This is a genomic window from Amycolatopsis sp. GM8 (assembly GCF_021653975.1).
GTDB lineage: Bacteria > Actinomycetota > Actinomycetes > Mycobacteriales > Pseudonocardiaceae > Amycolatopsis_E.
The window spans coordinates 56,184-70,660 of the sequence record NZ_JAJKFK010000008.1 but is presented as its reverse complement, the minus strand read 5'-3'; the positions used below and the strand labels follow the sequence as shown (position 1 = coordinate 70,660).

16 protein-coding genes are annotated in these 14,477 nt (G+C 70.5%); 9 read left to right on the top strand and 7 right to left on the bottom strand.

Going from position 1 to position 14,477, the window contains the following annotated elements:
- Positions 1 to 9: 9 nt before the first annotated feature.
- Complete coding sequence (gene sigJ, locus LOZ83_RS31595) at positions 10 to 924, bottom strand: RNA polymerase sigma factor SigJ (RefSeq protein WP_236795407.1); 915 nt, start codon at positions 922 to 924, stop codon at positions 10 to 12.
- 95 nt (positions 925 to 1,019) lie between these two features.
- On the opposite strand from sigJ, the gene LOZ83_RS31590 reads away from it, so the two are divergent.
- Positions 1,020 to 1,376, top strand: a complete 357-nt coding sequence (locus tag LOZ83_RS31590; RefSeq protein WP_236795406.1) for a DoxX family protein — start codon at positions 1,020 to 1,022, stop codon at positions 1,374 to 1,376.
- A gap of 18 nt (positions 1,377 to 1,394) precedes the next feature.
- Positions 1,395 to 1,838: a nuclear transport factor 2 family protein gene (locus LOZ83_RS31585; protein WP_236795405.1), complete on the top strand. Its 444-nt coding sequence runs from the start codon at positions 1,395 to 1,397 to the stop codon at positions 1,836 to 1,838.
- On the opposite strand, the gene LOZ83_RS31580 is transcribed toward LOZ83_RS31585, so the two are convergent.
- The 4 genes from LOZ83_RS31580 to LOZ83_RS31565 all read right to left on the bottom strand — a co-directional run bounded on the left by LOZ83_RS31580 (position 1,832) and on the right by LOZ83_RS31565 (position 6,266).
- Positions 1,832 to 2,362, bottom strand: coding sequence for a GNAT family N-acetyltransferase (locus LOZ83_RS31580; RefSeq protein WP_236795404.1), 531 nt, complete (start codon positions 2,360 to 2,362; stop codon positions 1,832 to 1,834). The genes LOZ83_RS31585 and LOZ83_RS31580 overlap by 7 nt on opposite strands.
- Before the next feature lie 9 nt (positions 2,363 to 2,371).
- A complete protein-coding gene (locus tag LOZ83_RS31575; protein WP_236795403.1) occupies positions 2,372 to 4,837 on the bottom strand; it encodes a LamG-like jellyroll fold domain-containing protein in 2,466 nt (821 codons plus the stop codon).
- A 96-nt stretch (positions 4,838 to 4,933) separates the two neighbouring features.
- Complete coding sequence (locus LOZ83_RS31570) at positions 4,934 to 5,314, bottom strand: hypothetical protein (RefSeq protein WP_236795402.1); 381 nt, start codon at positions 5,312 to 5,314, stop codon at positions 4,934 to 4,936.
- A 76-nt stretch (positions 5,315 to 5,390) separates the two neighbouring features.
- Positions 5,391 to 6,266, bottom strand: a complete 876-nt coding sequence (locus LOZ83_RS31565; protein WP_236795667.1) for a LysR family transcriptional regulator ArgP — start codon at positions 6,264 to 6,266, stop codon at positions 5,391 to 5,393.
- Between the two features lie 60 nt (positions 6,267 to 6,326).
- Between LOZ83_RS31565 and LOZ83_RS31560 the strand changes: the two genes are divergently transcribed.
- Positions 6,327 to 6,935: a LysE/ArgO family amino acid transporter gene (locus LOZ83_RS31560; RefSeq protein WP_236795401.1), complete on the top strand. Its 609-nt coding sequence runs from the start codon at positions 6,327 to 6,329 to the stop codon at positions 6,933 to 6,935.
- Between the two features lie 4 nt (positions 6,936 to 6,939).
- Here the strand turns inward: LOZ83_RS31560 and LOZ83_RS31555 are convergent, their stop codons facing one another.
- A complete protein-coding gene (locus LOZ83_RS31555) occupies positions 6,940 to 7,584 on the bottom strand; it encodes a TetR/AcrR family transcriptional regulator (protein WP_236795400.1) in 645 nt (214 codons plus the stop codon).
- Between the two features lie 91 nt (positions 7,585 to 7,675).
- Between LOZ83_RS31555 and LOZ83_RS31550 the strand changes: the two genes are divergently transcribed.
- The 3 genes from LOZ83_RS31550 to LOZ83_RS31540 all read left to right on the top strand — a co-directional run bounded on the left by LOZ83_RS31550 (position 7,676) and on the right by LOZ83_RS31540 (position 11,428).
- On the top strand, positions 7,676 to 8,161 hold the full coding sequence (locus LOZ83_RS31550) for a (2Fe-2S)-binding protein (protein WP_236795399.1): 486 nt from the start codon (positions 7,676 to 7,678) through the stop codon (positions 8,159 to 8,161).
- A gap of 100 nt (positions 8,162 to 8,261) precedes the next feature.
- Positions 8,262 to 9,251, top strand: coding sequence for a xanthine dehydrogenase family protein subunit M (locus LOZ83_RS31545; protein ID WP_236795666.1), 990 nt, complete (start codon positions 8,262 to 8,264; stop codon positions 9,249 to 9,251).
- Positions 9,248 to 11,428 (top strand): xanthine dehydrogenase family protein molybdopterin-binding subunit, encoded by a 2,181-nt coding sequence (locus tag LOZ83_RS31540; protein WP_236795398.1) that lies wholly within the window; start codon positions 9,248 to 9,250, stop codon positions 11,426 to 11,428. The genes LOZ83_RS31545 and LOZ83_RS31540 overlap by 4 nt, the downstream gene beginning before the upstream one ends.
- On the opposite strand, the gene LOZ83_RS31535 is transcribed toward LOZ83_RS31540, so the two are convergent.
- Positions 11,406 to 12,554, bottom strand: coding sequence for an MFS transporter (locus LOZ83_RS31535; protein ID WP_236795397.1), 1,149 nt, complete (start codon positions 12,552 to 12,554; stop codon positions 11,406 to 11,408). The genes LOZ83_RS31540 and LOZ83_RS31535 overlap by 23 nt on opposite strands.
- A 55-nt stretch (positions 12,555 to 12,609) precedes the next feature.
- Between LOZ83_RS31535 and LOZ83_RS31530 the strand changes: the two genes are divergently transcribed.
- Genes LOZ83_RS31530 through LOZ83_RS31520 form a run of 3 tightly spaced genes read left to right on the top strand, consistent with a single transcriptional unit; the run spans position 12,610 to position 14,430 of the window.
- Positions 12,610 to 13,131, top strand: coding sequence for a transcriptional regulator (locus tag LOZ83_RS31530; RefSeq protein WP_236795396.1), 522 nt, complete (start codon positions 12,610 to 12,612; stop codon positions 13,129 to 13,131).
- Positions 13,132 to 13,147: 16 nt separating this feature from the next.
- Positions 13,148 to 14,110 carry a pirin family protein gene (locus tag LOZ83_RS31525; RefSeq protein ID WP_236795395.1) on the top strand — a complete coding sequence of 321 codons (963 nt, stop codon included), beginning with the start codon at positions 13,148 to 13,150 and terminating at the stop codon, positions 14,108 to 14,110.
- Positions 14,107 to 14,430 carry a GNAT family N-acetyltransferase gene (locus LOZ83_RS31520; RefSeq protein WP_236795394.1) on the top strand — a complete coding sequence of 108 codons (324 nt, stop codon included), beginning with the start codon at positions 14,107 to 14,109 and terminating at the stop codon, positions 14,428 to 14,430. The genes LOZ83_RS31525 and LOZ83_RS31520 overlap by 4 nt, the downstream gene beginning before the upstream one ends.
- Positions 14,431 to 14,477 lie beyond the last annotated feature (47 nt).

The window sequence follows — 14,477 nt, the reverse complement described above, 5'->3', positions numbered from 1 at the left end:
CTCCAGGGATTACGCCGTCCACGGGCGGAGCTTCTCGGGGTTCCGCACCGCCCAGATGTGCCTGATGCGGTCCCCCGCGACGTCGAACGCCAGCACCGCCACGGTGGCGTCGGCCTGCCGCACCACCAGACCCGGCTGACCGTTGACGGTCTGCTCCACGATCGCCAGCTCGACCATCAGCTCGTCCGCCTTGTGGGCGAGATCGGCGAAGTAGTGCGCGACCTGTTCGGGGCCTTCGAGCGGGTGCGGGGCCGCGCTGACCAGGCCGCCACCGTCGCCGATCGCCGTGGCGTCCGGGTCGAGCAGGCCGATGAGGGCACCGATGTCCTGGGCCCGCCACGCCTCCTTGAAGCCCCGGACGATCGCGGCCTGCTGTGCCACCGGGGTCGCGGGCGCCTGCGACGAGGCCAGCCGGCGGCGGGCGGAGGACGCCAGCTGCCGGCAGGCCGCGGGGGTGCGGCCGACGATCTCGGCCACTTCACCGAACGAGTAGCGGAACACGTCGTGCAGGATGAACGCGACGCGCTCGGCCGGGGTCATCGATTCGAGCACCACCAGGAACGCCATGTTGACCGACTCGTCGAGGGTCACCCGGTCGGCGGGGTCGGCGGCGTCGGTCCCGCCGACGGCTTCGGGCAGCGGCTCCGGGATCCATTCGCCCACATAGCGTTCCCGCCGCGCCCGCGCCGAGCGGAGCAGGTCGAGGCAGATCCGGCTGGCGACCTTCGTCAGCCACGCGCCGGGGGTTTCGATGGCTTCCCGCTGCTCCCCGGGCATGGCGTACCAGCGGGCGTACGTCTCCTGCACGACGTCCTCGGCCTCCACCAGCGACCCGAGCAGCCGGTACGCGAGGTTGATCAGCTGCCGCCGCTCGCTCATCACCACGGTCAAGCTCGGGTCCGGCTGGTGCTGCGCTGCGCCCATGGCATTCTCCTCGGTTCGCCGTCACCACTTCGACGAAACAGCGCGCCGGAATGTGACGACCTCACACTACGAGCCGCCGCCTCGTCGTACCGGGTATGAACCTCACGTTGTGGATCATCGCGGGCCTGCTGGCCGCGGCCTTCCTGGCCAGCGGTGTCATGAAACTGATCCAGCCCAAGGAAAAAGTCGCCACTCCCGACTTCAGCGGCGGCGCCATCAAGGTCATCGGCGGCCTCGAGGTGCTGGCCGCGATCGGGCTGATCCTGCCCGCCGCGGTCGGCATCGCGCCGGTCGTGGTGCCGCTGGCCGCCGCCGGCCTGGTGCTGCTGATGATCGGCGCGGTCATCGTGCACCTGCGCCGGCACGAGCTACGCACGATCGCGGTGCCCGTGGCGCTGCTCGCGCTGTCCGCAGTCGTCGTCTGGGGCCGCTTCGGCCCGCAGTCCTTCTGACCACACAAGGAGAAACCGATGAGTGACCTTCAGGCCGTCGCCGACCGTGTCGAGATCGAGGCACTGCGTGGCGAGTTCACCGACGCCGCGCTGATGCGTGACTACGACCGGTTCGCGGCGCTGTTCAGCCCGGACGGGGTGTGGGCCATCCCCGACGCCGGTGTCAAGCTGATCTCCCAGGCGGAGATCCGGGCCGGGATCGAGCGGCTGCAGGCGAACTGGGAGTACTTCATGCAAACCGTGCACCCCGGCACAATTCGGCTCGACGGCGGCACCGCGAGCGGCCGGGCCTACATCACGGAGTTCGGGCGCCTGCGCGATGGCAGCTCACACCTGAACTACTCGATCTACCACGACCGTTACCAGCGCACCCCGGACGGCTGGCGGTTCACCGAGCGGACGTTCGAGGTCCGCTACCTCGACAACACTCCGCTGGCCGGTTCGCCGTACTCCCCTCAGTAGTGTTCCGCGTTGGGCGGCTCGATGAGCGGTTCACCGTCTGGCACGATCGTCTTCTGCACCCACGCGACGTCGTGCCAGGCGCCGTTCTTCCAGCCCACTTTCCGGTACACGCCAACGGGTTCGAAGCCGAGCGCGCGGTGCAGCGCGGCGCTCGCCTCGTTCGGCAGGGTCATCCCGGCCATGGCCCGCCGATAGCCGCGCGCGGCGAGCCGGGTGAGCAACTCCCCGTACAGCGATCGCCCGGCGCTCGCGCGGCGCCGGTCCATCGCCAGGTAGATGCTCGTCTCGCAGCTCCACCGGTAGGCCGCGCGCTCGGCGAACGGGTGACCGTAGGCGTAACCGATCACCTCGCCCGCGTCTTCGAGCACCAGCCAGGCGTGTCGCCCGGCGGCCGCGATCCGTGCCGACATCTCGGCCGGGGGCGGCGGTTCCAGCTCGAAGCTGATCACCGTGCCCGTCACGTACGGCGCGTAGATCGCCGCACAGCTCTCGCCGTCCCGGTCTGTCGCGTCACGAATCAGCATGCCGCCATGCTACGCACCATCTCCGTACACAGTGGACACCTCCGCGTCGGACAACGCCCTGTCGTACACGCGCACCTCGTCGATCGCACCGTTGACATAGTCGACCGGGTTGCCGCCGTACTGCCCGCGGCCGATCACGGTGTGCCCGGTCGCCGCGTCGCCGAGGCAGGCGCTCGTGGTGGCGGCCAGGCGTCCGTCGACGTACAACTTCAGCGTGCCGGCCACCGCGTCGCGCACCCCGGCCAGGTGGTACCAGCGGTTCGCCTCCGGCGCCGCCGGGGCCAGCGCCCGGACCCCGGCGAAGCTGAACGCCAGCTTGTGATCCGCGCCCGAGTACTGCAGGTAGAACGCGCTGTGGTCGCCGCCGTCCTGGCTCACCACCGTCTGGAACCCGTCGCCGAGCGCGGTGAACTTCACCCACGCCGCGACGCTGTAGCTGCCTTCGGTGTCGAGCAGGGCCGCGCCGGTGTCGGCGTACTGCCCGGAACCGTTGAGCGCCAAGGCGGAACCCTGGTGGCCCTCGGTCCAGGACGCACCGCCGACCAGCGTCGCGTCGTGATCGCCGACGGTGTCCTCGGTGTTCTGGTCGAACGGATAGGCGGCTATACCGTCGATCCCGGGCGTGCCCGGCGAGACAGGCGGCCCGGCGACCGGCTCGCCGGTCACGCCGTTGATCACCGCGAGGTTCGCGGCACGCGCCGCCGCGAAGTCCATCTTCTTGACCTGCCGGTCGTAGGTCAGGAAGCCGTTGACCTCCTTCTCCACGTCCGTGGTCTGCGTGTAGACGCCCGCGGACACGCCGCACCGTTGCGCCACCAGCAGGAGCCGTTGCTGCAGCTCACCGTAGCGGCGGGTGAGTGTCGCACTGTCCGGCTCCATCTCGTACGCGAAGCTGCCCGACGGGTCGAACTGGTGACCGTCCACTTTGTACCCGAGCCCGCCGTACTCACCGTCGGCCGCGGCGCGCGGCCCGGTCTGCGCCGGACTGCCGGGACCGGTATACGTGTGGTCGTCGTAGATATCGCCGCGGCCACTGTCCGGTTCGGACCGGCAGCAGTTGACTCCGGACTCCGCGTCCACCAGCCGGGTCGGGTCCCACGCCTTGATCTGGTCGGCGATCCGGCCGACGTCGTAGTCGCCCCAGCCTTCGTTGAACGGCACCCACGTGACGATCGACGGGAAGCTGCGATGCTGGTCGATCATCCGGTGCAGCTCGGACTCGAAGTTCACGCGCGCGGCCGGGGATGGCTCGATGTCGTCCTTCATCGCGGGCATGTCCTGCCACACCAGCAAACCGAGCTTGTCCGCGTAGTAGTACCAGCGGTCGGGCTCGACCTTGATGTGCTTGCGGACCATGTTGAAGCCGAGGGCCTTTTCCTGCTGCAGATCAAACTTCAACGCCGCGTCGGTCGGCGCGGTGTAGATGCCGTCGGGCCAGAAACCCTGGTCCAATGGGCCGAGCTGCATCACGAACTTGCCGTTGAGCAGCATCCGCTGCTTGCCGTCGGCCGTCCTGCCGACGCTGATCGAGCGCAGGCCGAAGTACGAGCCCACCTCGTCACCGCCGGACAGCCGCACGCGCAGGTCGTAGAGGAACGGGTCGCCGGGCGACCACAGGTGCGGGTCGCGGAGGTTCAGCCGGATCGCCTGGTTGGCGTCCCCACTCGCCCGCGCGACCGGCTTGCCGTGGTCGTACGCGACGACCTCGGCCCGTTGCCGCACCGGCCCGCCGACCACGGCCTGCACCGAAACGGAACCGCTCGCGACGTCCGGCGTCACGTCCAGGCGGTCGATATGCGCCGGTGCCACGGGTTCCAGCCACACGGTCTGCCAGATCCCGGAGGTCGGGGTGTAGAAGATGCCGTCGCCCGGCGAACGCTGTTTGCCCAGCGGCTGGCCGCCCTGGTCGTTCGGATCGCTGACGCCGACGACGATCTCCTGGTCGCGCGCGGTGGTGAGCGCGTCGGTGACGTCGACGGCGAACGCGTCGTAGCCGCCGGTGTGGTGGGCGACCGTCTTGCCGTTGACCAGCACCGTCGCGTCGTAGTCGACGGCCTGGAAGTGCAGCAGCAGCCGTTGGCCGCGCCCGATTTGCCAGTCGCGCGGGACGGCCAACGTGCGGCGGTACCACATCTGTGTCTCGTGGCGCATGATCCCGGACAGCGCGGATTCGACCGGGTACGGCACGAGGATGCGCTCGGCGAGCCCCTTGCCGACCGGCGGCGCCTCGCCGGGGTTCGCGGCGGCGAACTCCCAGACTCCGTTGAGGCTCTGCCAGCGGCCGCGCGTCAACTGGGGGCGCGGGTACTCGGGCAGCGCGTTGTCCGGTGACACCTGGCTGGTCCAGGGCGTGCTCAGGGGCGGGGTGAGCCGCTGCCACTGCGGCGCGGGCGCGGCGGTGGCGGTGGGCACGGCGACCCCGAGCAGCGCCACGGCAAACGCGGCGGCCGTAACCGCCCAGCGGGGACGGAACATTGGTCGAGACCTCCTCGAACAGCAACGGTGACGACGAGAAGCCTGAGGTTTTCTTACCGCGCCCGCGCATTGGTGTAAACCGCCGAAAGTACGCGCTCATTTGAGATGTCCACAAAGGACATCAAGGGCGTGACGTGCGCAGTCCCGGCGAAGCACGGCCTCGCGTGCATGGACGACCGTCTCGGCCATCAGGAAATGCACCATGTCCGCCCCTCTAGCCGGATTCCCGCGGATGGTGCCGAGCCGGTACCGGTTGACGAGCGCGTTGACCTCGGCGCTGAGCTCGGCCGCCTCGTCCGGTGTCAGCGACAGCCGGCCGTCCATGAAAGTCGCCTTGTCAGCCCAGCGATCCAGCCACTGCGGCAGCTCGCCGATGAACCGGGATTCCGCTTCGTGGCGCTGCTCGAGGCGCGCGCGGAGGTAGGTCGCGAGCGGCCCAGCGAGCTCGGGATCGTCGGCGAAGTCCTTGCTGCGCATGCGCAGGTGTTCCTGCGCCGCGTGCCACCAGCTCGTGGTCTTCGAGCTTTCGAGCAGCCGGATCCGCCGGGCCCGCTCAGCCCAACGACTCCCGCGCCGCCGCGGCCACGGCTTCCGCGGTCGCGGACAGGGCGGGCGAGTGCAACTTCCACTGCTGCCAGTACAACGGCACGTCGATCGCCCGGGTGGGGTCGAGCAGGACGAGCGCGCCCGACTCCAGCCGTGGCGCGGCTTGCGTGCTCGGCACGAGACCCCAGCCCAGCCCGGCCGTCACCGCGCCGACGAAGGCCTCCGACGCGGGCACGTAATGCCGCAGCGAACCGGCACCCCGCCGCCGCAGCGAACGGGCGAACTTGTTCTGCAGCTCGTCGTGCCGGTCGAAAGTCACCACCGGGATCTCCCCCACCATGCTCCGGAACGGCCGGGAAAGCCACCGCGCCACGTACTCCGGGCTCGCCACCGGCAGGTACCGCATCCGGCCGAGCGCGCTGACCGAGCAACCCTGCACCGCGTCCGGCGACGACGTGACCGCCGCCATCACCAGCCCCTCCCGCAGCAGTCTCGTGGTGCGCTCCTCGTCCTCCCGGTGCAACTCGAAGTAAATCCCCGGCGGCACCCGGGTCAGCGCCGACAGGAACCAGGTCGCCAGCGAATCGGCGTTCACCGCGATCGGCAGCGTCGCGGGCTCCCCGGCCATCCCCAGCTCCGCCCGCGCGTCCCGTTCCAGCTGCGTCAGCTGCCGCGCGAGCCGCACCACGATCTCGCCGGATTCGGTCAGCCGCACCGGTTTCGTGCGCAACAGCAGCACCCGCCCGGCGCCCTGCTCCAGCGCCTTCACCCGCTGGCTCACCGCGGACGGCGTCACGTGCAACGCCGCCGCGGCCGCGTCGAACGTGCCCTCGTCGACGACGGCGAGCAGCGTGCGCACCTGGTCGAGCGGAAAGAAAGACATCACGAGCGCTAATGATACGTAAGAATCCTTAGTTGGACTGTTGACAGGACGATCCTTAGCGTGGACGGCGTGCTCACCGTCGCCGCCGGGTTCGGCACCGGCCTCTCCCTCATCGTCGCCATCGGCGCGCAGAACGCTTTCGTGCTGCGCCAAGGCATCCGCCGCGAAGCGGTGCCGCTGGTGGTCGCGATCTGCGCCGCGTCCGACGCCGTGCTGATCGCGCTCGGCGTCGCGGGCGTCGGCGCCGTCGTCCGCGCGCAGCCGACGGCAGTCAAGGTGGTCGGGTTCGTCGGCGGCGCCTTCCTGATCGGCTACGGCATCCTCGCCGCGCGCCGCCTGTTCCGGCCCGCCGCGATGATCGTCGAGGGCGCCACCGCCGGCTCCCGGCGCCGCGCCGCGCTCACCTGCCTGACGATGACCTGGCTCAACCCGCACGTCTACCTCGACACCGTGCTGTTGCTCGGTTCCGTCGCGGCCACGCACGGCACGCTGCGCTGGGAGTTCGCGCTCGGTGCCGTACTGGCGAGTCTGTGCTGGTTCGCCGCGCTCGGCTTCGGCGCGCGCCTGCTCACCGGGTTCTTCGCGCGCCCGGCGTCGTGGCGGGTGCTCGACGGGCTGGTCGCCGCGACCATGGTCACGATCGGCGCGATGCTGCTCACCGGCGCCTGACCCGTCAGCGCAGCGTCGGCAGCCCGGCGGCGAAGGCGGCCAGCGCTCGCTTCATCGTCGGCACGAACGGGATGCACGCCGCGGCCAGCACCGGGTCCGAGGCGTACAGCTCGGCCAGCACCGGCGGCGGGTTCGCCGCCGGGTAGAGCATCCCCGCCAGGCCGCTGGCCACCGCCGCCAGATCCCTGGCCTCGGCCTCGGTCAGTTTCGGGTCCACCCGCGCGATCGCCGTGCCCAGATCCGCGACCACGCCGAGCACCCCGAGCTTGAAGCTGCGTGCGGCCTCGATCGTGACGTTGTGTTCGAGATGCGTCGCGCTCTGGCTCATCAGATCGCAGAACAGCGGCCGCTCGGCCAGCGTCTCGGCGAGCACGTCGATCACGTCGTCACCCGCGTCGAGCCGCGTGGTGACCGCGTGGGCCCAGTCCCGCCATTCCAGCGTCGTCAGCTCGAGAAAGATCTCTTCCCGGGTGGCGAAATACCGGGCGAGGTTGGATTTGACCAGCCCCACCGCGGTCGCGACGCCGCCGAGGCTCACCGTGCGTACCCCCGATTCGAGCGCGAGCTTGCGCGCGGCGTCGAGGATCGCCTCGCGCCGCTGCTGCTTGTGCTCCGGCCGCCGGGCCCGGAGAAACGCCTTGTGGGACATCCCGATCATTCTACGACGCGAGTTTAGAGAACAGCATCCACTTGTTAGGTGAACGCCGTCCTGCTATCTTCGCGGACACAGGAGGGAACACATGGCCGAGATAACGCTGCGGATCAACGGGTCCGCCGAGACACTGGACGTCCAGCCGCAGGTCAGCCTGCTCGACGCGCTGCGCGAGCACCTTGGCCTGACCGGCACCAAGAAGGGCTGCGACCAGGGCGCCTGCGGCGCGTGCACGGTGCTGGCCGACGGCGAGCGCATCAACTCGTGCCTCGCGCTGGCGATGCAGTACGAGGGGCGCGAGATCACCACCATCGAAGGGCTCGACCACCCGCTGCAGGAGGCGTTCGTCCGCGCCGACGGGCTGCAGTGCGGGTACTGCACCTCGGGCCAGATCTGTTCGGCCGTCGGGATGCTCGCCGAGCACAAGGAAGGCGCGCCGAGCGCGGCGACCGAGGACCTGGAGGCGGCCGAAGAGGAGCTGTCCGACGAAGAGATCCGCGAGCGGATGAGCGGGAACCTCTGCCGCTGCGGTGCCTACAACGGGATCGTCTCGGCGATCAAGGAGGTCGCGTGATCGACAATGGCGAAGCCCCGATCATGCGGGCCGACCGGGTGTGGCGGTGCTCGTGCGGGACACCCGCACCCGGGCCACGCAAGACACAGGAGGTCGCGTGATGAGGTCGTTCTCCTATGTCTCCGCGCCGGACGTCGAGTCGGCGCTGACCGCGATCGCGAGCGAGGGCGCGAAGTTCCTGGGCGGGGGCACGAACCTCGTCGACCTCATGCGCGAGCGGATCGAGCAGCCCGAGACCATTGTGGACATTTCGCGGCTGCCGCTGACCGAGATCGAGGAGCTGCCGGACGGCGGCGTGCGGATCGGCGCCCTCGTGCGCAACAGCCATCTCGCGGCGCACCGGGTGATCCGGGTCCGGTATCCGGTGCTGGCACAGGCGATCCTGCACGGCGCGTCGGCGCAGCTGCGGAACATGGCCACCGTCGGCGGGAACCTGTTGCAGCGCACCCGCTGCCTCTACTTCTACGACGAGGCGGCGCCGTGCAACAAGCGCGTGCCCGGCAGCGGCTGTGGTGCGCTCGGCGGTTTCGCCCGCAACACGGCGATTCTCGGCACGAGCGAGCACTGCGTCGCCACCCATCCATCCGACATGGCGGTCGCCTTGACGCTGCTCGACGCGACGATCGAGGTCGAGAGCAGCCGTGGCACCCGCCGGATCCCGATCGCCGATTTCCATTGCCTGCCCGGCGAAACCCCGGATGTCGAGACCGTGCTCGCCGCCGACGAGCTGATCACCGCCGTCGAGCTGCCGCCGGTGCCGGTCGCCCGGAACTCCCGCTACCGCAAGGTCCGCGACCGCGCGTCGTACGCGTTCGCGCTCGTTTCGGTCGCGGCCGCGCTCGAGGTCGAGGACGGCGTCGTCCGCACGGTCCGGCTCGCGCTGGGCGGAGTGGGCACGAAACCTTGGCGGGCAAGGGAAGCCGAGCGCGTGCTGACCGGAACACCGGCCACCGCGGACTCCTTCCGGCAGGCGGCCGACGCCGAGCTGGCGGCCGCCGTCACGCTGCCTGACAACGCTTTCAAGACCGGCCTCGCGCAGCGCACGATCGTCGCGACGCTGCGGCAGCTCACCGAAGGGAGCCCGGCATGACCGTCGTCGGAGCGCCGATCGACCGGGTCGACGGCAAGGCCAAGACCACTGGTGCGGCACGTTTCGCCGCCGAGTACGCCCTTCCGGGCCTCGCCCACGCGGCCCTCGTGTACGCGAACATCGCCCGCGGGCGCATCACGGCGCTCGACACCACGGCCGCGCGCGCCGTGCCGGGCGTGCTCGCCGTGCTCACGCACCAGAACTCCCCCACCGTGAAGCCCGCGCCGAAGGTCAGCATGTTGAACCTGAGCACGCTGGTGTCCGGCACGCAGGTCAACTACCTGCAGACCGATGAGGTGCACTTCGACGGCCAGCCGATCGCCGTCGTGGTCGCGGAAACCTCCGCGTCGGCGAAGGAGGCGGCGTCGCTGATCCGCACCGAGTACGCTGCGATGGAGTCCACAGTGGACTTCGCGGCCGCGGAGCCGGACGCGAAGGTGCAGCCGAACAACCCGCTGATGCGCGGCGAGGAGAAGAAGGGCGACGCGGAGAAAGCGCTTTCCGAGGCCGACGTCACGGTAGATCTGCGGTTCACCACGCCACCACACGCGCACAACGCCCTGGAACCGCACAGCACCACCGCGGTGTGGGAGGGCGACCACCTCACCGTGTACGACGCGACCCAGAGCATCGACTGGGTTCGTTCCCATCTGGCCGTGCGGTTCGCCGTCCCCACCGGCAATGTGCGGGTGCTGGCACCGTTCGTCGGCGGCGGCTTCGGCGGCAAGGGCTCGGTCTGGGCGGGCACCCTGCTCGCCGCGCTCGCCGCCCGCGCGACCGGCCGGCCGGTGCGCCTGATGCTGACCCGTGAAGGTGTCTACCGCACGGTGGGCGGCCGGACGGCGTCGACGCAGCGAGTCGCGCTCGGCGCGGACCGCGATGGCAAGCTGCGTGCCCTGATCCACGCGAGCGTGGCCCGCACCGGCCGGGTCGGCGGCATGCCCGAGCAGATCACGTCCCAGTCGCGGCATCTCTACGACGCCGAGCACATCCTGGTGCGGCAGAGTCTCGTCGAGCTGGACCTGCTGCCGAACACGTTCATGCGCGCACCCGGCGAGTCGATCGGCACGTTCGCGGTCGAGGCCGCGATCGACGAGCTGGCCGCCGAATTGGGCATGGACCCGATCGCGCTGCGGATGCGCAACGAACCGGCCGTGAACCCCATGGACGGCAAGAAGTTCGCGCACCGGATGCTGCGCGAGGCGTACACGCTGGGTGCCGAGAAGTTCGGCTGGCACGAGCGCACCCCGGAACCGGGCTCGATGCGTGACGGGCGCTGGCTGGTCGGCATGGGTGTCGCGTCGGCGTATCACCCCGCCAACCGGTTCGCCGCGAACGTCACGGTACGGCTGTCGGCGGACGGGACCGTGCTGGTGCGCTGCGGGTTCCAGGAGATGGGCATGGGCGGGGCGACCGCGCAGGCGCAGATCGCGGCCGACGCGCTCGGCGTGCCGTTCGAGGCGGTACGGGTCGAGTACGGCGATTCCGAGCTGCCGATGTCACCGGGCGCGGGCGGGTCCATGCAGACCGCGAGCATCGCCAACAGCCTGCTGGAAGCCTGTGAGAAGGTCAAACATTCGGTACAGGCGCTCGCGAAGCGAACAGGCGGCGAAGGGTACGAAGACATTCTCCGCCGCGCGAACGTGCCTCACATCGAGGCCGCGGTCGGGTCCGACACCCGGTTCGGCCGCATCGCCGGGCAGGCGCGGTTCATGACGAACTTCCTGCTCGAACAGCGGCGCTGGGTGAAGGCCGCGGCCGGGGTGCAGTTCTGCGAGGTCCGGGTGGACCGCGACACGGGCGAGATCCGCGTTTCACGCTGGCTCGGCGTGTTCGACATCGGCACCGTGATCAACCACAAGATGGCGAGCAGCCAGCTGCGCGGCGGGATCGTGATGGGCCTCGGGATGGCATTGTCCGAGGAGACGCTCATCGACCCGCGCACCGGGCGGATCATGAACCCCAGCCTGGCCGAGTACCACGTGCCCGTGCACGCGGACATCCCGCCGATCGACGTATCCTTTTTGGACGATCCCGATCCCACGATGCCGCTGGGCCTGCTCGGCGCGGGCGAACTCGGCATCACCGGCGTCGCCGCGGCGGTCGCGAACGCGATCCACCACGCGACGGGCAACCGGGTCCGCGAGCTGCCGATCACTCTGGACAAGGTGCTCTGACCACGACCGGGATGACCGCCAGCGCGAGCAGGCCCATCACCGCGAACACCGGGCGCAGCCCCAGGAACTGCGCCAGGACACCGCCCGCGAGGGCGCCGAGCGGTTTCGTGCCGAAGGCGACCAGCCGGTGCGAGCTGTTGACCCGGCCGAGCAGATGGGCCGGCGTCAGGCTCTGTCGCAATGAGACGGTCAGCACGTTCGCGACGATCAGCCCGGCACCACCGAGGAAGAACCCCGCTCCGGCGACGTAGGGATTCGTTGTCAGGGCGGGGATTCCGACCGCGATCGCGCCGAAGGCCAGCGACACCGGCAAGGCGCGCGGGCCGGCCCGTCCCGCGAGGAACGAACCGGCGAGGCTGCCGGCCGCGAAGGTGCTCAGCAGCCAGCCGTAGCCCTGCTCGCTCAGGCGCATCGGGCCGACCGCGTACAGCACCAGGATCGCCTGGCTCGCGCTGCTGGCGAAGTTGAACACGCCGACCACGACCGTGAACGAGCGCAGCACCCGGTCCCGGGCGAGGAAACGCACGCCCTCGGCGATGTCCGCGCGGATCGTCGCGGGCGGCACCTTCACCCGGAACGAGCCGCGCACGAGCGCCAGCGCGGCGACGGCAAAGATCCACAGCGCGCCGGGGGTCACGAGCGCGATCGTCACGCCCGCCGCGACCAGGAACCCGGCGAGCGGCGGGCCGGCCAGCTCGTTCGCGGTCAGCTCGGCCGCGTACAGCCGGCCGTTGGCCTTCGGCAGCCGCTCGCGCGGCACCAGTTGCGGCACGATCGACTGCGCCGCCGTGTCGTGCACCGTCTCGGCCGTCCCGACGGCGAACGCGACGACATAGAGGAACGCGATCGACCCGGCGCCGGCCGTCACCGCGACGACGAGCACGCCGAGCAGCGCCGCCCGGGCGAGGTTCGCGGCGAGCATCAGTTTGCGGCGGTCGTACCGGTCGGCGAGGACGCCCGCCGGGAGCGCGAACAGCAGCCACGGCACCGTGAACGCGAACGCCAGGCCGGCGATCAGCGACGGCGAGCGGGTGAGACCCAGCGCCGCCAGCGGCAGGGCGACCTTCAGCACCCCGTCGGCGAGATTCGAGCTCGCCGACGACGTCCAGAGCCGCCAGTAGTCCACCAGATTGAGAGTTTCACATCGATGGAGAAAAGTCCATCGACTAACATATCAGCTCATGACAGATCAGCTGCCGCGCCGCGAAGCGACCGAGCGTGAGGCCAAGGCGCTGACGCACCCGCTGCGGCTGCGCATCCTGCGGTTGTGCTGGCAGCACGAACTGACCAACAAGCAGCTCGCCGACCGGCTCGACCGTGATCCGGGCACGGTGCTCTACCACGTGCGGCAGCTCGCGGACGCGGGCCTGCTCGAGCCCGCACCGGTCCGCACCGGCGACAGCGGCGCGCTCGAAAAGCCTTACCGGGCAAGGGCCCGCTCGTGGTGGCTGGACGATCCGCCCGGCACCGGCGCGGAGGCGGCGTTCGCCCCGGTCGACGCGTTCGGCGAGGAGCTGCGGGCCGCCGGCCCGGCGTCGGTGAAGACCTTCGCGCGGTTCGCGCTGCACCTGTCCGCCGAGGACGCGGCCGAGCTGGGCCGGCGCATCCAGGCCGTGCTGGACGACTACCTCGCCACCGACGACGAGCGCCGGGACCAGCCCGCACACGGCGGACTCGTCGTGCTGCACGAACTCGCGGAGTGACAGGCACAATGGCGCGGTGAGCAATCTCGAACAGGCGCCGCCCGAGCTGGTCTGCCAGGACGAGCCCGGCACCGGGGTCACCGTGCTGTCGGCCCGGGACGTCCCGCTCGGCGGCCCGCGCGCGATCCGGGTCCGCCGCACCCTCCCGCAGCGGGCGCGGTCACTCGTCGGCGCGTGGTGCTTCGCCGATCACTACGGGCCGTCGAGCACCGCGATGGATGTCGCGCCGCATCCGCACACCGGGCTGCAGACGGCGAGCTGGCTGTTCAGCGGCGAGGTCGAGCACCGCGACAGTCTCGGCACGCACGCCATGATCCGGCCCGGCGAGCTGAACCTGATGACCAGCGGGCACGGGATCGCGCATTCGGAGGTCTCGACCCCGGAAACCGCTGTGCTGCACGGGGTTCAGCTGTGGATCGCGCTGCCGGACGAACACCGGCACACCGCCCGCGACTTCCACCACTACGCCCCGCCGCGGCGGGAGCTGCCCGGCGCGTCCGCGCGGGTCTTCCTCGGCAGCCTGGCCGGCGACACCTCGCCGGTGCCGGCGTTCACTCCCCTGCTGGGCGCCGAACTCGTGCTGGAGCCGGGGTCGCAGCTGGTGCTCGCCATCGATCCGGCGTTCGAACACGGGGTGCTGCAAGACATCGGCTCACTCGCGGTCGCGGGCACCCCGCTGAACATGGGCGACATGGCGTACGTCGCGCCCGGCGCGAGCCGGCTCGAACTGGCGAACACCGGGGCCGAGCCGGCGCGGCTGCTCGTGCTGGGCGGCACCCCGTTCACCGAAGAGATCGTGATGTGGTGGAACTTTGTGGGCCGCGACCACGACGAGATCGTCGCGTTCCGCGAAGCCTGGCAGGCCGAGGCCGGCCAGTTCGGCCGGGTCGAGGGCTATCCCGGCGCCCGGCTGCCCGCACCGGCGCTGCCCAACATCCGCCTCACCCCACGCCGCAACCCCACGGAAGGCCACCGATGACCGAGGTCCGCCGCAACGACGAGAAGAACCGGTACGAGATCAGCGTGGACGGCAAGCTCGCCGGATTCGCCCTGTATGCCGGCCACGGCGAGCAGCGGGTCATGTACCACACCGAGATCGCCGGCGAGTTCGGCGGCCGCGGGCTGAGCACGGTGCTCGTCACCGAGGCCCTCGCCGATGTCCGGGCGAACGGCCAGCGTGTCGTAGCGGTCTGCCCGCTGGTTTCGGCGTTCCTGCGCAAGCATCCCGACCAAGCGGACATCGCGGACCAGGTCACGCCGGAGATTTCGCGGTGGCTCGAGAAGACGCTCGACGCGTGAGGACGAATTCGCCCCTTCGGTCCGAAGTGGACATCGTGGTCGCGGAA

Coding starts and splice junctions, on each gene's coding strand:
- sigJ (WP_236795407.1), bottom strand. CDS start 924: ATGGGCGCAGCGCAGCACCAGCCGGACCCGAGCTTGACCGTGGTGATG.
- LOZ83_RS31590 (WP_236795406.1), top strand. CDS start 1,020: ATGAACCTCACGTTGTGGATCATCGCGGGCCTGCTGGCCGCGGCCTTC.
- LOZ83_RS31585 (WP_236795405.1), top strand. CDS start 1,395: ATGAGTGACCTTCAGGCCGTCGCCGACCGTGTCGAGATCGAGGCACTG.
- LOZ83_RS31580 (WP_236795404.1), bottom strand. CDS start 2,362: ATGCTGATTCGTGACGCGACAGACCGGGACGGCGAGAGCTGTGCGGCG.
- LOZ83_RS31575 (WP_236795403.1), bottom strand. CDS start 4,837: ATGTTCCGTCCCCGCTGGGCGGTTACGGCCGCCGCGTTTGCCGTGGCG.
- LOZ83_RS31570 (WP_236795402.1), bottom strand. CDS start 5,314: ATGCGCAGCAAGGACTTCGCCGACGATCCCGAGCTCGCTGGGCCGCTC.
- LOZ83_RS31565 (WP_236795667.1), bottom strand. CDS start 6,266: ATGTCTTTCTTTCCGCTCGACCAGGTGCGCACGCTGCTCGCCGTCGTC.
- LOZ83_RS31555 (WP_236795400.1), bottom strand. CDS start 7,584: ATGTCCCACAAGGCGTTTCTCCGGGCCCGGCGGCCGGAGCACAAGCAG.
- LOZ83_RS31550 (WP_236795399.1), top strand. CDS start 7,676: ATGGCCGAGATAACGCTGCGGATCAACGGGTCCGCCGAGACACTGGAC.
- LOZ83_RS31545 (WP_236795666.1), top strand. CDS start 8,262: ATGAGGTCGTTCTCCTATGTCTCCGCGCCGGACGTCGAGTCGGCGCTG.
- LOZ83_RS31540 (WP_236795398.1), top strand. CDS start 9,248: ATGACCGTCGTCGGAGCGCCGATCGACCGGGTCGACGGCAAGGCCAAG.
- LOZ83_RS31530 (WP_236795396.1), top strand. CDS start 12,610: ATGACAGATCAGCTGCCGCGCCGCGAAGCGACCGAGCGTGAGGCCAAG.
- LOZ83_RS31520 (WP_236795394.1), top strand. CDS start 14,107: ATGACCGAGGTCCGCCGCAACGACGAGAAGAACCGGTACGAGATCAGC.